The sequence below is a fragment of the Candidatus Electronema sp. JC genome (assembly GCF_048287365.2).
In the GTDB taxonomy this organism is placed as follows: Bacteria; Desulfobacterota; Desulfobulbia; order Desulfobulbales; family Desulfobulbaceae; genus Electronema.
Map to the genome: position 1 here is coordinate 69,461 of NZ_JBLWEM020000028.1, position 15,869 is coordinate 85,329.

The following is a 15,869-nucleotide window of genomic DNA, read 5'->3' on the forward strand; positions in this document are numbered from 1 at the left end:
GCCTTCCTGATAAGCTGCGCTGCGACATCCTTCAACCTCAACCGCAGGAAGGCAGCACTCATGAGCAGCAATTTGCAGGAAGAAATCCAGAAACGCCGCACCTTCGGCATCATCAGCCACCCGGACGCAGGCAAGACCACCTTGACGGAAAAGCTCCTCCTCTTCGGCGGGGCAATCAACATGGCCGGCGCGGTCAAGTCGCGCAAGACGGCCCGCCACGCCACCAGCGACTGGATGGCAATAGAGCAGGAGCGCGGCATCTCCGTCACCACCTCGGTGATGAAGTTCAACTACCGCGACTTCGAGATCAACCTCTTGGACACGCCCGGCCACCAAGACTTCTCCGAAGACACCTACCGCGTCCTCACTGCCGTTGACTCCGCCTTGATGGTGATTGACTCGGCCAAGGGCGTGGAAACACAGACCACCAAGCTGATGGAAGTCTGCCGGATGCGCAACACGCCGATCATCACCTTTATCAACAAGCTCGACCGGGACGGCCTGAATCCATTCGACATTCTTGCTGATATTGAGGAGAAGCTCCAGATTGAGTGCGCGCCGCTTTCGTGGCCCATCGGCATGGGCAAGGGCTTCAAAGGGGTTTATGACCTGCGCCGCAACGAGCTGAATTTGTTCACGCCCAGCCGCGACACCCGGCCCGAAGATCGAGTGGTGGTCAAGGGCTTGGATGATCCGCGCTTGGATGAGCTGCTTGGCCGTGATGCCGAACAACTCCGGGAGGATGTGGAACTGCTGCACGGCGCGGCCAACGCCTTTGAGTATGAGCAGTATCTGAAGGCAGGGCAGACTCCGGTCTTCTTTGGCAGCGCGATCAACAACTTTGGCGTGCGCGAGCTGTTGGACAACTTTGTTGAGCTGGCCCCGCCGCCTGGCCCGCGTCAGACAGTCAGCCGGATGGTCGCGCCGGACGAGGAAGCCTTCAGCGGCTTCACCTTCAAGATTCAGGCCAACATGGACCCGGCTCACCGCGACCGGATCGCCTTTTTCCGCATCTGCTCCGGCAAGTTCACGCGCGGGATGAAGGTGAAGCACCACCGCATCGGCAAGGAGATCAACCTGAGCAATGCCACAGTCTTCATGGCTCAGGAGCGTTCGCATGTCGATGAAGCCTATCCCGGCGACATCATCGGCATTCACAACCACGGCACGATCAAGATCGGCGACACCTTCACCGACCGTGAGCCGCTCAAGTTCACCGGCATCCCCAACTTTGCCCCGGAGCACTTCCGCCGGGTGATCCTGAAGAATCCGCTCAAGATGAAGCAGCTCGCCAAGGGCTTGGTGCAGATGGCCGAGGAAGGCGCGGTGCAGGTCTTCCGTCCGGTGCTTGGCAATGACTACATCCTCGGCGCGGTGGGCGTGCTGCAATTCGAGGTGACGATGGCGCGGCTCAAGGATGAGTACGGCGTGGAGGCGATTTCCGAGGGCATCAACTACAATCTGGCCCGCTGGGTGAGCTGCGACGATCCGAAGAAGCTGAAGGCGTTTGAGGCCAAATGCCAAGGCAATCTGGCCTTTGACGCGGAAGGTCATCTCGCCTTCCTCGCTGACGGCCAGTGGCGGCTCAAGCACACTGCCGAGCTGTTCCCGGAGATTGTATTTCATAAGACAAGGGAACATAATTGAGCAACGCAGGAGCGAAATTATTTTCGTTCCTGCGAACATCTCGATACAAAGAGGATATTATCATGATATCAGCGGAGAAAAGCGTTTATGTTTCCTACTCCTGGGGTGCGGAAAAGAAATATCCGCTAGTTAACGAGCTTCTGGCCGCGCTTGATGCGAAAGGCATCGAGGTCAAGCGGGATAGCAATGTAATCAATTACGGCGATTCCATCAGGGCGTACATGGATGAGCTGGCCGCAGGCCGGGCGATCATCTTAGTTTTGAGCGAGGAATATTTCAAATCTCCGAACTGCATGTATGAGCTGCGGGAGATTTATCTCAATAACCGGAAAGAGTTTAGAAAGAGAATCTTTCCAGTTGTGATGGAAGGAACAAGATTTCACCGTGCTGCTGACCGTATTACATATATCAAGTTCTGGGAAGAAGAAACTGAAAAGCTGAATGCCAAACTCAGCTCTGTTTCCAGAGAAAACCTCAGTGCCGTATCTCATAATGAACTCAGAGATTATGCCGATTTCCGTCGGATTATTGATGATCTGCTCGCGTTGATTGGCGATATGTGTAGCCCGACTCAAGAGGAGCATCTGAAAACAGGCTTTTCCGCATTGATTGAGCGCATCTTTTCTCGCAACCCGCCTTCTGGTGGTGGCGGCACGGATAAAACTAGCCGAGAAAAAGCGGCGGTCAATCAGTCTGTAGATATTGATCAGAATATTGTTGGAAACGGCAATATCTCTTCCGCGAGTGGGAATATTACTATCGGAAATGTCACCATTTATGCTGCCGGGACTACACCGCCGCCGGAAGAAACATCTTCTCAAAAATTCCCTGCCAAACTCGGAACGCTCTTCAACGTTCCAAAACTTCCGCAGAACTACTTGGAGCGGCCTGAATACCTTGATGATTTCCGCGCCGCCTTGCAGCAGGAGTCTATTGGTCTTACCGGAGCACCGCATGTGGGTGTGCAGGGTATGGGCGGCCTCGGTAAATCCGTTCTTGCAGCTGCCTTGGCCCATGATAAGGAAGTGCAGGCCGCCTTTCCTGACGGCATATTCTGGCTCACCTTTGGCCAAAAGGTTGAAAATGACGTGCTGCTTGTCCAACAGAACAACATCCTCAATTTGCTTGGCCATAAAAATCAGGAAAACTCGCTTGATCTCAGCAGGCATAAGCTGAATTCAGTCCTGCAAGGCAAACTCTGTTTATTCATCATTGACGACATCTGGGACAGCAAGCATCTGAAGTGCTTTGACCTCAGCGGAACAGACTGCCGTTTTCTGCTCACCAGCCGGAAAGCTGACGTGCTGGACCGGCTCGATATGGAACGAAAGCGGATTGATCTACTGAGTGAGGAGCAGGCTTTGACAATGCTGGCGCAGTATTCCCGCTACGCTTTGACTGCTTTGCCGAAGGAAGCCAAGGAGATTGTCAAAGAATGCGGCTATCTGCCCTTGGCTGTGGCCGCCATCGGCAGCATGGTGAAGGGCAAGCCAGCAGACCGCTGGCAATTGGCTTTGCGCAAATTGCAGGAGGCGAAGCTCGACAAGATTTCTTGCAAGTTTGACTATCAATACGAGAACCTGTTCCGGGCCTTGCAGGTCAGCGTTGAGGCGTTGCCGGAAGCGCAGCAGCAATATTACAAAACATTGGCTGTTTTTCCTGAAGATGCGAATATTCAAGAATCAGCTATCGTGTTGTATTGGGAGCATTGCGCTGTCAGCGATGATGAGCCGCAGGATGTAATTGATGCGCTGGTGGATTCCTCGCTGCTCACTCGTGTTGATAATGATTCTTTGCGGCTGCATGACCTGCTCCGGGATTATCTCATCAGTCAGACGGAGGATGTCGCTGCACTGCACAGGCAATTGCTGGAGGCGTACAAGGCGAAGTATCCTAGCGGATGGCATACGATTTCCAATAAAGATTCATTCTATTTTCAGAAAAACTGGTGGAATAATGCAGTAAAAGCTCGTGTAGAAGTTGAGCTTGTTAAAGAGATAACAGCAGATTTGATGACCAGTAATGTCCTTGATCATATCATAGCATTTCTTTCTCCGATTAAAGATTCCCTTGAGTTAGCAGACGGTGATTATTATGAAATCTTCTCAAGAACAACTGGTTTTAACGGGGATATTGACAAGGAAACTTTCAATAAAATTATTGCTGAAGGTGAAGTCATAAAAAATATTCGATTACAATTAAACCCACTTAAAGAGTTGCTTGGCCAGCTCCCTTCCGAAAAGAAGGAATTGCTGCTTAAACAGTTTCCAGATATACCCTTTCTTAAAAAGGCTCTAACAGGTCAATAATACACAAGACTGAACGACTTTCTATTCCTGCTAAGACCGCCGAAGACAGACTGAAACCGCAGCAACTCCTCTTTTCACAGACTGCTGCCGCATCCTTGCTTTTTTGTATCCTGCAAGATACACTTAATTATGCAATACACCCTCCAAAGCACCAAGCAGTTTGACAAATGGTTTGCCAAGCTGAAAGACCCGGCAGTCAGAACAAGAGTTTTAGCCCGATTTGTCCGGGTTGAAAACGGCAGCTTTGGAGATTTCAAGCAACTGAGCGCAAATCTGTTTGAACTGCGCTTCTTCTTTGCCTCCGGCCTGCGGATTTATTACACCGTGCGGCAGAATCAAATAGTGCTGCTGCTTGTCGGCGGCGACAAGTCCACTCAGAGCAAAGATATAGAAGCCGCCAGCAGGCTGATTGACGAATTGGAGAAATGAACTATGGCCCTGCAAACAAAACCGTTCGACATCGCCGAACACCTGAACACCGCTGAAGAAATCCGCATGTTCCTGCAAGAGGTCGCTGCCGACGGCGACGAAGCCGATTTCATTCACGCCTTGAACACGGCGGCCAGAGCAATGGGTATGACGGAAGTCGCGAAAAAAGCGGGCATTTCCCGCGCAAGCCTGTACAAATCGCTTGCTGAAAACGGCAATCCGAAGTTCTCAACCATCAGCAAGGTCACCAAAGCCCTTGGCTGCAAATTGGCCGTGGTATAGCCAAACAAAGGCAGGCGCAACACCTGCCCTTGCCCGCTTGCTTTACTGCTTCGGCGATCCGCACTCGCCTTGATGCTTCACGGAAACCCCGGCTGCCGCCGCCGTGCAGGCGTTGCCGTAGGTTTTGCCGTCGCAGCCGCAGACCGGATTGTACTCTCGCGTGCAAACTTCCGGCTTCGGCTGACAGATGCCGGTCATGTCCGCTATGCCGCAGTTGGCATCAGGGCCGTATTGGCAGTATTGATCCGCCGGACAAAGGACATTGAGGAGGCCGCCGCACACGCCGTTCGGCGGAGTCTCAGGTTTCGGGCCGAATTTGGGGCATCCGGCCAAAAGGAGCATGGCCGCGCCGCTGATGGAAAAGAGGACGAACCGTTTCATAAGAGTCTCCCTGCTGCTTGTTAAAAGCCGGACACTATGTCCAGCTGAAAAAACATGGGGCCACTTCAACCCGCTGAGAAAATTTTTCCCGGATTAAGAATGCCGTTGGGATCAAAAAGCTGCTTCAGCCTGCGCATGAGCTGGAGGCTGGCCGGGTCAATCTCCAGCGGCAGAAAGGCGGATTTGGTGATGCCGATGCCGTGCTCGCCGGAGAGCGTGCCGCCGAGGCTGAGGACAAAGCGGAAGAGCCGCTCTTTGGCCTCAAGGCCGCTGCGGCACTCGTCAGGCTGGCTCTTGTCGAGCATGATGTTGACGTGGATGTTGCCGTCGCCCGCGTGGCCAAAGGTGAGGATGAGCAGCTTCAGCTCAACGGCCAGCCGCTCGGTGAAGGCGACCAGATCAGGAATCTTTGAGCGTGGCACCACCACGTCTTCGGCGATTTTGTGCGGCCTGAGCGAAAGCACAGCAGGCGAGATCGAACGCCGGGCCAGCCACAGCTCCGCCGTCTCCTGCTCGTCCGCTGCCTGCCGGAGGACGCAGCTGCCCTTTTCCGCAACAAAGGCGGCAAAGCGTTCCGCCTGCTGATTTACCTCCTCCTTGCCGCCGTCGAACTCCACCAAAAGCAGGGCCGCCGTCCCTTGCGGCAGCGACCGCTTGAGCCGGTCGCGCACAGCGGCGATGGCGGTTTTGTCCATGTATTCCAATGTGCAGGGCAGCAGTCCGGCAGCGAGGATTTCCGCCACTAACTTGGTCGCTTCAGCCAAATCGGGGAAGGTGAGGAGAAAGGTGGCTTTGCTCTCGGCCAGCGGCAGCAGGCGCAGGATGAGCTTGGTGAAGACGGCCAGCGTCCCTTCCGAGCCGATCAGCAGCCGGGTCAGGTCGTAGCCGACCACGCCTTTTTCCGTGCGCACGCCGGTTTTGATGATCTCGCCCGTGGGCAAGACCGCCTCTAGGCCGATGATATAGTCGCGGGTCACGCCGTACTTGACCGCGCTGGGGCCGCCCGCGCATTCCGCCGCGTTGCCGCCGATGGAGCAAAATTTGAGGCTGGCCGGATCGGGCGGATACATCAGACCGCGCTTTTTCAAAGCCGCTTGCAGCTCGCCGGTGATCAGGCCCGGCTCAACCACGGCGATCATGTTGGCGGCATCAATCTCCAGAATCCGATTCATGCGGCTGAAGACGAGCACGAGGCCGCCCGCCACCGGCAACGAGCCGCCGGTCACGCCGCTGCCCGCGCCGCGCGGGATGACCGGAAAGCGGCACTCGTTGGCTAACCGCAGGATTGCCGCGACCTGCTCCGCTGTTTCCGGCAGCGCGGCGGCATCCGGCAGAAAGCTCTGGCCAGTCGCGTCGTAGCTGTAGCAGGCGCGGTCTTCCCAGCTTGTCAGCAGGCTGTCCGGGCCGAGAATGCGCCGCAGCTCTTTGAGGGTGTGTTTGTCCATGCGCAGAAAAATGAAAACGTTCAGCAGCACTATAGCACATTGCCGACAGGCTGGGGAGTGGTCTTCCAAGGAAATTGCGGGCGCGGCCTTGTGAACAGGCTTTGCCTCCGCCGCGATTTTTGGTAGAGCAGAGATCATCTGTCAGCCTGCAACCTTGAGGAGCGCATCATGCACATCAACGGACAACCTTGGCGCACCATCTGGCTGGAATCTGACCAGCGCAGCGTCGGCATCATTGATCAGACCAAGCTGCCGCACCTTTTTGCAACCGTCCGCCTGCGCACGGCGGAGGACGCGGCCCATGCCATCCGGGCCATGCTGGTGCGCGGCGCGCCGCTGATCGGCGCAGCGGCGGCTTGGGGCATATTTCTCGGCCTGCTGGCGGACAGCTCCGATGCCGGGCTGGAGGCTGTCTGTGTCCGGCTGCTGCAAGCGCGGCCCACAGCCGTGAACCTGCGCTGGGCGGTCGAGCGGATGCGGCACGTTTTGTCCCCGCTGATGCCTGAGCAGCGGACTGACGCGGCCCGCAGCGAGGCGGCGGCTGTCTGCGAGGAGGATGTGCAGGTCAATGAGGCCATCGGCCAGCACGGCCTGCGCCTGATTGAGGAGCAATACCGGCGCACCGGCCAGCCAGTGAAGATCCTCACCCACTGCAACGCAGGCTGGCTGGCAACCGTGGACTGGGGCACCGCCCTTGCGCCGGTCTTCAAGGCCCAGCAGGCGGGAATTCCCCTGCATGTTTGGGTGGACGAGACCCGGCCCCGCAATCAGGGCGCGCAGCTCACCGCCTGGGAGCTGGCCTCGGCAGGCATTGAGCACCGCCTCATCGCCGACAACAGCGGCGGCTGGCTCATGCGGCAGGGCCAGGTTGATCTCTGCATCGTCGGCACAGACCGCACTACCGCCTGCGGCGATGTCTGCAATAAAATCGGCACCTACCTGAAGGCACTTGCGGCGGCGGACAACAGCGTTCCTTTCTACGTGGCCCTGCCTGGCTCCACAATTGACTGGACGCTGGACGACGGCATGGCCATCCCGATTGAGGAGCGGAACGAGGACGAAGTGCTCTTTGTCTCCGGCTTGACTGAGGACGGCCAAGCGCGGCGGGTGCGCATCGCCCCGGAGCAGACGCGGGCGGCCAATCCGGCCTTTGACGTGACTCCGGCCCGGCTCGTCACCGGTCTGATCACCGAGCGCGGCATCTGCGCCGCCAGCAGGGAAGGTCTGCGAAGCCTGTTCCCGGAGCATTCTTGACAGCGAGTCTCTTTCGTGCGACATTGAATGCAACCATTGTTCAATGACCGCCGAAAACAGCCCTCTCCAACTTTGATGTTCCGTCTGCTTCTTTCCGCTCTCCTGCTGACAGTTTGGCCTTGCTCCGCGCAGGCCACTCAAGGCCATGTGCTGGCGAACGGCACGGTCTATCAGGCCGCGACCTACATCCAGCATCCTCATTTCGGCACCCATTCCAGCTACTACGGCTGCCGCCCGGAGCAGGTCGTGGACATCAATATCGGCATCAACAGCCACGATGACGAGGGAATGCCGCTCTTTGCCCCGGAAGACGGGACAGTGCGCATTATCCACCGCAACACCGACGCTTGGGGCTGGTCCCTTGAATGGCGGAACCTCGCAGGCACGGAGCGGCTTTTCCTCGCCCATCTGAAGAACATCTGGGCTGTCGGCGCGGTGCGGGCAGGGCAGCAGATTGCCGAGATCGGCGGCACCGGCGGCTGGAAGCCGCATCTGCACATCGAAAGCTCGCGCGGCTGGCTGGAGCTGTCCGGCAGCATCGTTGTGCCGCCGGTCAATCCCTACGGCAATGGAATGTTCTTTGTCTCCAATGGCCCGGCGGGCAGCAGACCGGATCAGCAGCAGAAATTCTTTGTTGCCGAGCCGACTGAACTGGAGCCGCGCAGCCGCCTGGAGCTGGGCGGCAGCGGTGAATTCTTTGCACGATAAGCTGATGCGCATCTATCCTGTCCACATCCTCAACACCCTCTCCGCCGAAGGCCTCGCCCTGTTCGGCCCGAATTTCCGCATTGAGGAGAACCGCGCCAAGGCGCATGGCCTCTTGGTGCGCAGCTCGCCGGTCAAGCTGGCGGAATTCCCTGAGCTGGAGGCGATTGCCAGAGCTGGTGCTGGAGTGAACAACATCCCCCTCGACGAGGCCACGGAAAAAGGCATCTGCGTCTTCAACACGCCGGGCGCGAACGCCAACGCGGTGGTGGAGTTAGTCTTCACCATGCTCGGCATCTGGCTGCGCCATGTGCCGCAGGGGCTGGACTTCTGCCAAGGCCTGAGCGGCTTTGCCGGGGCGCAGCTCAACGCCGAGATCGAGGCCCGCAAGAAGATGTTCCGTGGGCAGGAGCTGGCCGACAAGACGCTCGGCATCATCGGCCTCGGCCAGATCGGCGTGCGGGCCGCCAATCTCGGCATTCACCACAACATGCGGGTGATCGGCTACGATCCTTACCCGGTGCTGGAGAACATCCACCGCCTGCTGCCGGACGTGCGGCTGGCTCAGTCGCGGCAGGAGGTGCTGGCGCAGGCCGACTACCTCTCGTTGCATGTGCCGCTGAACAAGGCCACCGCCGGGTTAGTCAACGCCGAGTTTCTGGCCGGGATGAAAAAAGGCGCGGTGCTGCTCAACTATGCGCGGGGGCCGATTGCCGATGACGAGGCGGTGCGGGCCGCGCTGGATTCCGGCCATTTGGCGGCCTATCTTTCTGACTTTCCGACCGAACAGCTGCTCGGCCATGACAAGGTGCTGTTCACGCCGCATCTCGGCGCATCCACCTCGGAATCGGAGGAGCACTGCACGGCGATGGCGGTGCAGGAGCTGAAGAATTATCTGCAATACGGCACGGTCACGCACAGCGTCAACTTTCCCAATGCCGAGAGCATTCCCGCTGCCGGGAGCTGCGCCCGTCTGATCATGATCAACCGCGACGTGCCGGGCATGATCGGCCTGGCGAGCAACATCCTCGGCAAGCACGGCATCAACATCGCCAGCTACACCAACAAAAGCAACGGCACCATCGGCTACAACATTATTGACACGCAAACGCCGGTCTCGCCGGAGGTTCGCCGGGAAATCGAGGCGGCGGACGGGGTTATCCGGGTGCGGATCATCCCGCTGAACAGCAGCTCCGGTCTTCCTTGACAAAGAAAAAATCACCCTGTTTAATGAATTTAGTGCGCCTATCTTGGCAATTTCACAAAAAAGAAACAGGGTGACTGATCATGGCTATATTGTGCGGATGGGATTTCAGGGGAAGGGGCGGGCAGACGGTTGTTCCTGCTACAACAACTGCGGCAGGTGTTTCTGGAGCGACAGCAATAGGCAACGGACTTCTTGCAGTTAATGATTTAAGAAACGGACTTGTCGGCAGAAAGCAGACGAAAAAAACGTTGAACGAGGCCATTGCCGACAACGAATACATTTCTTTCACGATAACGCCACAAAGCGGCAAGAGCATCACTATAAACAAAGTTGAGATTCGCCCTGCAAGTCAAAACGTGCGGAGGAATTTTGCTTTGTTTTCAAGCAGGAAGACTTTCGTTGCCGGGAATGTAATAAAAACATTCCAAGCAACAGGGATTTTCCTCCCCTTAACTTCTATTCCCATTATCACCGGCACCATCAGCGGCGTGACCAGCCCGGTTGAATTCCGGCTCTACATTTACGGTCGTGATAATGAATGGGAATCGGTCGGCATCGGCGAGCGGCAGGTCAATGTAAATGAGCTGGATTTGATCGTCACCGGCGAGGTCCGCAATGTCGGCACAGTTACTCCTGACACCCAAGCCCCCAGCGTTCCCGGCGGACTGAGCGCGGCCAATGTCACTGCAAACAGCTTCACCCTGAACTGGACGGCCTCGACCGACAATGTCGGCGTGACCGGTTATGAAGTGTTCCGAAATGGAACCCGCATCGGCACGCCGACGGGCAACTCGTTGAATGTCGCCGGACTGGCTGCCAGCACCACATATTCCATGACTGTGCGGGCGCGGGATGCTGCTGGCAACTTCTCCCAGCCCAGCGCGGCCTTGCGCGTCACCACGGCATCTGGCGCAGACACTCAAGCCCCCACGGTGCCAACGAACCTGAGATCGTCCAACATCACTTCAACAAGCCTTACCGTCAGCTGGACAGCCTCGACCGACAATGTCGGCGTGGTCAGCTATGAAGTGCTGGTCAACGGCGCGTCACGCGGCACGGTCAATCACCCGGCAACGTCGCTGAACATCACCACCGGCCTTGCTCCCAGCACGAACTATTCCGTCACCGTGCGGGCCAGAGACGCGGCAGGCAATGTTTCCGGCAGCAGTGGGCCGATAAGCGTCACCACGCCTCCCGGCCAAGATGTGACCCCGCCCACGGTGCCGAGCAATCTCGCTTTCAATGCCAGCACATTGACGCTGACTTGGACGGCTTCTACTGACAATGTCGGCGTGACGGAGTACAGAATTTTCTCCGGCAGCAGTCAGATTGGCACGGCGAACACCAGCTCGCATTCTCTCGGTTCTCTTGCCGCCGGAACTTACTCCATCACCGTGCGGGCTGTGGACGCGGCTGGCAACATCTCTCCTGCCAGCACGGCCCTGAGCGTGACGATTCCGAACCGGACAACGTCGCGCACCAAGGGTATCGGCATGAACACCCACCTGAACATTGACTACAACATCGACAAGCCCTTTGCCGACGCGATGCGGGTGCACCGCTCTTGGGACCGGATCGGCAGCGGGGCCGGAGCTGACGACGCGCCGCGAGATGCCAGCGGCTGGCCGACCACGGACGCGATTTGTCTGGTTTATCACGGTCTGCGGACAGGAGCCAATCACGGCACCTACCGCCTGACCTTCAACGGCCAAGCCACGCTGTCCAGCGGTGATGCGTCCTTTGCCAATCAGTCCTACAACTCGGCGAACAACACGACAACTGCGGATCTGATCATTACCGACCGGAACAACGAACAGCTCTTCATCCGCTTCAGCAGCACCCGGCGCACCGCCGCCAGCGCGGCAAACACCGGCGTGACCAATGTCCGCCTGATGCGTCCTTCCGCGCCCGGAAGCGCGACTCCGTATCCGCCGACCACGGTCATCACCAGAGAATATCTCGACCGGCTGGCTCCGTTCAGCTGCATTCGCTATATGGGCTGGACGCACACCAATGACGGCAGCGCCGAGACAACGTGGGGCCACCGCATCCGCTGGAGCCGCGCCAGCATCGCCTCCGGCAATGGCAAGGCGAACTGGGAAAGCGTGATCGTCATGGCCAACGCGGCCAACAAGGACGCGTGGATCTGCATCCCGCATCAGGCGGATGACACCTACATCCGCAATCTGGCCCTGATGTTCCGCTACGGCAGCGACGGCAACGAGCCGTACACCGCGCCGCAGGCAAATCCGGTGGTGCCGCCGCTCAATCCAGGCTTGAAGCTCTATGTTGAATATTCCAACGAAATTTGGAACTGGGGCGGGCCATACACGCAGACTCCTTGGGTGCGCGACCGGGCGAGGAACTTCGGCGCGCCGCTCAACTTCGACGGCGACAACGATGAGATCACCCTGCTGTACCGCTTCAAGGCGATGCGCACCGTGCAGATCAGCATCATCTTCCGCTCGGTCTTCGGCGGCGAGATGATGAGCCGCGTCCGCCCGGTGCTCTGCTGGCAGCAGAACTACGGCGACATCACCAACCGCACCCTGAGCTTCATTGACCGCTACTACAACCGGCGCGACAGCCGCTCCGGCTGGAGCGATCCGCACCCGGTCAACTACTACATCTACGGCGGCGGCGGCAGCGCCTACTGGTACACCGACGGCAGAACCACGGTGAGCAGCAGCACTCTCTGGAACAACGGCGGCTGGAATCCGGCTGTCTATCAGGACATACTCTACAACGACATGGCCTTTGCCAAGACCTACGGCTTGGCCTATGTCCTCTATGAGGCTGACGCGCATCCGACCTACGAGAACAACGACGCGACGATCATGCGCCAGACCCACTTGGATCCGCGCATGAACGCCGAAACCGTGGAGCACATCAACGCGTGCAGCGCGCTGGAGGGCGATCTCTTCTGCTTCCTCGTGCTGGCCTCGTGGCAGGACAGCAACGAGAACTACTGGGGTGTCATCAACATGGACAATCCGGCCAACTCGCCGCAGTACGATGCTGTCCGGGCTGTGGCGAACCGTCCGGCAGAGCCGTGCAGCAGAGGCGCAGTCGTGCCCTTCACCCGGCCCGGCGCGGCCTTTGACTGCCCCTGGCCTGCGCTCGGCAGCACGGGTGCTCATACGCTGGTCGCCAACACAATGGAATGGGACCGATTCTACGCCTCCTCCTACGTTTTCAGAACAACGACCAACGGCACTTTCAACGTGCAGGTGGAGTACAGCACCACTGCACCGGCAACGCTGGTCATTGAATTTGCAGGCAATGCTGTCGGCACCTTCAACCTGCCCAGCACCGGCGGGGCCGCTGCCTCCACTGCGCAGATCAGCATCAGCTGCACGGCGGACAGGATGTACGCCATCCGCACCATCGCCGCCACCGGCAGCGTGACGGTGCGGAGCGTCAGGGTTGCATAACTGACCGCCGCTGACCTGAGATTCTGAAGCCTCCGGTTTTCCGGGGGCTTTTTTTATTGGCGTTTTTTCAGGTTGAAGGCGCGGCCATATCCCGTTAAGCTCAATGCCCAGCCAGCAAGGGCCGCAGTGCTGAGACAACCGCAGATCATCACGCAGAAATATAAGGAGAAAACATGGGACAAACCGTCGCAGAAAAAATCATCGCCGCGCATGTCGTTGAAGGCGAGCTGAAGAAGGGCGAGGAGATCGGCATCCGCATCGATCAGACTCTGACCCAAGACGCAACCGGGACGATGGCGTATCTGGAGTTCGAGGCCATCGGCATTCCGCGTGTGCGCACCGAGCTGTCGGTCAGCTACGTGGATCACAACATGCTGCAATCGGATTACAAGAACGCCGACGACCACATCTTCCTGCAAGGCGCGGCCCGCAAGTTCGGCCTGCACTACTCGCCGCCGGGCAACGGCATCTGCCATCAGGTGCATCTGGAACGCTTCGGCATTCCGGGCAAGACGCTGCTCGGCTCGGACTCGCACACGCCCACCGGCGGCGGCTTGGGAATGCTGGCCATTGGCGCGGGCGGGCTTGATGTGGCGATGGCCATGGCGGGCAAGCCCTTCTACATGATTATGCCGAAGATTTACGGCATCAAGCTGACTGGCAAACTGCGGCCTTGGGTGGCGGCCCGCGACGTGCTCTTGGAGGTGCTGCGTCAGCTCACGGTCAAGGGCGGCGTGGGCTACATCATGGAGTATTTCGGGCCGGGCGTGGCAACACTGAGCCTCACCGATCGGGCGACGATCACCAACTTTGGCGCGGAGCTGGGCGCGACAACTTCAGTTTTTCCCTCGGACGAGCAAACACGCAAATACTTTGCCGCGCAGGGCCGCGAGGAGCAGTGGCGCGAATTGAGCGCGGACGCGGATGCGGAATACGACAAGGTGCTGGAGATCGACCTCTCCGCGCTGGAGCCGATGATCGCCTGTCCCTCTTCGCCGGACAACGTGGTCAAGGTAGCCGAAGTGGCGGGCCGTCCGGTGGCGCAGGTGCTGGTCGGCTCCTGCACCAACTCCTCGCTGCGCGACCTGACTGCGGTCTCGAAGATCATGGCAGGCCGTTCGGTGCATAACGATGTCAGCTTTGAGATCAATCCCGGCAGCCGCCAAGCCCTTGAGAATCTCACCGCGCAGGGCGGCGTGCTGCCTCTGCTGCAAGCCGGGGCGCGGATTCATCAGTCCGGCTGCTTGGGCTGCATCGGCATGGGCCAGGCACCGCCCACCGGCATGATCTCCCTGCGCACCTTCTCGCGCAATTTCCCCGGACGTTCCGGCAACAAGGGCGACCTCGTCTATCTGTGCAGCCCGGAAGTGGCGGCGGCCTCGGCCATCAAAGGCGTGATCACCGATCCGCGCGACTTGGGCGAGTATCCGGCCTTCACTCTGCCGGAGAGCTATCTGCCCGGCGACGAGCGCATTGAGCGGCCTCTGCCTGAGGCGGAGAGCGCGAAGGTGGAGATCGTGCGCGGGCCGAACATCGCGCCGTTCCCAACATTTGCGCCGCTGCCGGAGACGTGGAAGGGCAAGGTCGTGCTCAAGCTGGCCGACAACATCACCACTGACCACATCATGCCTGCCGGAGCCAAGATTCTGCCCCTGCGCAGCAACATCCCGGCGATCAGCGAATATGTCTTCTCGCAGATCACGGACAGCTTTGCCCGCGACATGCAGGCAACTTCAGCCGAGGGTTTTGCCGGCGCGGTGATCGGCGGCGACAACTACGGCCAAGGCTCCAGCCGCGAGCACGCCGCTCTGGCCCCGCGTTATCTCGGCGTGGAGGTGAAGTTAGTCAAGAGCTTTGCCCGCATCCACAAGGCCAATCTGATCAACTTCGGCATCGTGCCGCTGACCTTTGCTGATCCCGACGACTACGACCGCATTGAGCAGGGCGCGGAAGTTGTCATCCCCGGCATCCGCGCGGCCATCCTCGGCGGCGCGGAGACGCTGGCTGTGGAGATCGGCGGCAGAACAGTGCAGGCGCGCTGCGAACTGTCCCGGCGGCACCGGGAGATTATTGCTGCGGGTGGCTTGCTGAACTGGGCGAGGTAGGAAAGTTCACGGGCAGGTTCCGCACCTGCCCAGTTGCCTATCACCGCTTCAGCAACAGCATGTACACCGGGGCTAAGTTCATGCCACCAGTCGCTGCGGCGGGGCAGCAGGCATCGCCTTTGCCGTCAGCGTCGCTGTCCTGCTGATTGAAGTTGGCGGCCTGCGGGCAATTGTCGCAGGCGTCGCCCACGCCGTCGCCGTCTGTGTCCTGCTGGTCAGGGTTGTAGATGTACGGGCAGTTGTCGTGCAGGTCAAAGACGAGATCATCGTCTATGTCGTTCACGCCGGTGGGGACGGCAGCAGTGAACACATACGCCGAGCCGGAATTGGTGCCCTTGTCGTCATCGTACATAGCTCCGATGACCGCTGTATCTCCGTCCACAGCCACGCTGTAGCCAAAATTGTCGTTAGCTGCCCCGTCAGCGGCGGTCAGCTTGGCCTGCTGGCTCCATGTGCCGTCCGCCGCCCGGCCAAAGACATAAACAGAGCCGGAATCAATGCCTGTGTCGTCATCACCATAAGCTCCGATCACTGCCGTGTCACCGGCCAGTGCCACACTGCTGCCGAACCCATCGCCAGAAGCACCGTCACTGGCGAGCAGTTTGACGATCCCCGTCCAAGTCAAGACATAGGCAGAGCCGGAATCAGCTCCTTTGTCGTCATCCCCACCA

At 58.9% G+C, this 15,869-nt stretch carries 13 protein-coding genes; 9 read left to right on the plus strand and 4 right to left on the minus strand.

Going from position 1 to position 15,869, the window contains the following annotated elements:
- The first annotated feature begins 60 nt into the window (after window positions 1-60).
- The 4 genes from ACNKH3_RS04570 to ACNKH3_RS04585 all read left to right on the plus strand — a co-directional run bounded on the left by ACNKH3_RS04570 (window position 61) and on the right by ACNKH3_RS04585 (window position 4,667).
- A complete protein-coding gene (locus ACNKH3_RS04570) occupies window positions 61-1,647 on the plus strand; it encodes a peptide chain release factor 3 (protein WP_417916476.1) in 1,587 nt (528 codons plus the stop codon).
- Window positions 1,644-3,956, plus strand: coding sequence for an NB-ARC domain-containing protein (locus tag ACNKH3_RS04575; protein WP_417916475.1), 2,313 nt, complete (start codon window positions 1,644-1,646; stop codon window positions 3,954-3,956). Before ACNKH3_RS04570 ends, ACNKH3_RS04575 begins: the two co-directional genes overlap by 4 nt.
- Before the next feature lie 129 nt (window positions 3,957-4,085).
- Window positions 4,086-4,385 carry a type II toxin-antitoxin system RelE/ParE family toxin gene (locus ACNKH3_RS04580; RefSeq protein ID WP_417916474.1) on the plus strand — a complete coding sequence of 100 codons (300 nt, stop codon included), beginning with the start codon at window positions 4,086-4,088 and terminating at the stop codon, window positions 4,383-4,385.
- A gap of 3 nt (window positions 4,386-4,388) precedes the next feature.
- Entirely contained in the window at window positions 4,389-4,667 is a 279-nt protein-coding gene (locus ACNKH3_RS04585) for an addiction module antidote protein (RefSeq protein WP_417916473.1), read from the plus strand.
- A 42-nt stretch (window positions 4,668-4,709) separates the two neighbouring features.
- On the opposite strand, the gene ACNKH3_RS04590 is transcribed toward ACNKH3_RS04585, so the two are convergent.
- Both ACNKH3_RS04590 and ACNKH3_RS04595 read right to left on the minus strand, forming a co-directional pair.
- Complete coding sequence (locus ACNKH3_RS04590) at window positions 4,710-5,048, minus strand: Kazal-type serine protease inhibitor family protein (RefSeq protein ID WP_417916472.1); 339 nt, start codon at window positions 5,046-5,048, stop codon at window positions 4,710-4,712.
- Window positions 5,049-5,113: 65 nt separating this feature from the next.
- Window positions 5,114-6,493 carry an FAD-binding oxidoreductase gene (locus ACNKH3_RS04595; protein ID WP_417916471.1) on the minus strand — a complete coding sequence of 460 codons (1,380 nt, stop codon included), beginning with the start codon at window positions 6,491-6,493 and terminating at the stop codon, window positions 5,114-5,116.
- Between the two features lie 168 nt (window positions 6,494-6,661).
- On the opposite strand from ACNKH3_RS04595, the gene mtnA reads away from it, so the two are divergent.
- The 3 genes from mtnA to ACNKH3_RS04610 all read left to right on the plus strand — a co-directional run bounded on the left by mtnA (window position 6,662) and on the right by ACNKH3_RS04610 (window position 9,659).
- Entirely contained in the window at window positions 6,662-7,747 is a 1,086-nt protein-coding gene (gene mtnA / locus ACNKH3_RS04600) for an S-methyl-5-thioribose-1-phosphate isomerase (protein WP_417916470.1), read from the plus strand.
- Window positions 7,748-7,822: 75 nt separating this feature from the next.
- Window positions 7,823-8,455 carry a M23 family metallopeptidase gene (locus ACNKH3_RS04605; protein WP_420208403.1) on the plus strand — a complete coding sequence of 211 codons (633 nt, stop codon included), beginning with the start codon at window positions 7,823-7,825 and terminating at the stop codon, window positions 8,453-8,455.
- Window positions 8,456-8,459: 4 nt separating this feature from the next.
- Entirely contained in the window at window positions 8,460-9,659 is a 1,200-nt protein-coding gene (locus tag ACNKH3_RS04610) for a phosphoglycerate dehydrogenase (protein WP_420208404.1), read from the plus strand.
- Window positions 9,660-9,711: 52 nt separating this feature from the next.
- Here ACNKH3_RS04610 and ACNKH3_RS04615 read toward each other — a convergent pair whose 3' ends face one another.
- Window positions 9,712-9,987, minus strand: a complete 276-nt coding sequence (locus ACNKH3_RS04615) for a hypothetical protein (protein WP_417916124.1) — start codon at window positions 9,985-9,987, stop codon at window positions 9,712-9,714.
- A 160-nt stretch (window positions 9,988-10,147) separates the two neighbouring features.
- On the opposite strand from ACNKH3_RS04615, the gene ACNKH3_RS04620 reads away from it, so the two are divergent.
- Together ACNKH3_RS04620 and ACNKH3_RS04625 are read left to right on the plus strand one after the other, a co-directional pair.
- Window positions 10,148-13,093: a fibronectin type III domain-containing protein gene (locus ACNKH3_RS04620; RefSeq protein WP_417916125.1), complete on the plus strand. Its 2,946-nt coding sequence runs from the start codon at window positions 10,148-10,150 to the stop codon at window positions 13,091-13,093.
- Window positions 13,094-13,266: 173 nt separating this feature from the next.
- Window positions 13,267-15,198 (plus strand): aconitate hydratase, encoded by a 1,932-nt coding sequence (locus ACNKH3_RS04625; protein ID WP_417916146.1) that lies wholly within the window; start codon window positions 13,267-13,269, stop codon window positions 15,196-15,198.
- A 40-nt stretch (window positions 15,199-15,238) separates the two neighbouring features.
- Here the strand turns inward: ACNKH3_RS04625 and ACNKH3_RS04630 are convergent.
- A partial coding sequence (locus ACNKH3_RS04630) for an FG-GAP repeat protein (protein WP_417916147.1) occupies window positions 15,239-15,869 on the minus strand: 631 nt, incomplete at its 5' end.

Coding starts and splice junctions, on each gene's coding strand:
- ACNKH3_RS04590 (WP_417916472.1), bottom strand. CDS start 5,048: ATGAAACGGTTCGTCCTCTTTTCCATCAGCGGCGCGGCCATGCTCCTT.
- ACNKH3_RS04610 (WP_420208404.1), top strand. CDS start 8,460: ATGCGCATCTATCCTGTCCACATCCTCAACACCCTCTCCGCCGAAGGC.
- ACNKH3_RS04605 (WP_420208403.1), top strand. CDS start 7,823: ATGTTCCGTCTGCTTCTTTCCGCTCTCCTGCTGACAGTTTGGCCTTGC.
- ACNKH3_RS04585 (WP_417916473.1), top strand. CDS start 4,389: ATGGCCCTGCAAACAAAACCGTTCGACATCGCCGAACACCTGAACACC.
- ACNKH3_RS04570 (WP_417916476.1), top strand. CDS start 61: ATGAGCAGCAATTTGCAGGAAGAAATCCAGAAACGCCGCACCTTCGGC.
- mtnA (WP_417916470.1), top strand. CDS start 6,662: ATGCACATCAACGGACAACCTTGGCGCACCATCTGGCTGGAATCTGAC.
- ACNKH3_RS04580 (WP_417916474.1), top strand. CDS start 4,086: ATGCAATACACCCTCCAAAGCACCAAGCAGTTTGACAAATGGTTTGCC.
- ACNKH3_RS04625 (WP_417916146.1), top strand. CDS start 13,267: ATGGGACAAACCGTCGCAGAAAAAATCATCGCCGCGCATGTCGTTGAA.
- ACNKH3_RS04595 (WP_417916471.1), bottom strand. CDS start 6,493: ATGGACAAACACACCCTCAAAGAGCTGCGGCGCATTCTCGGCCCGGAC.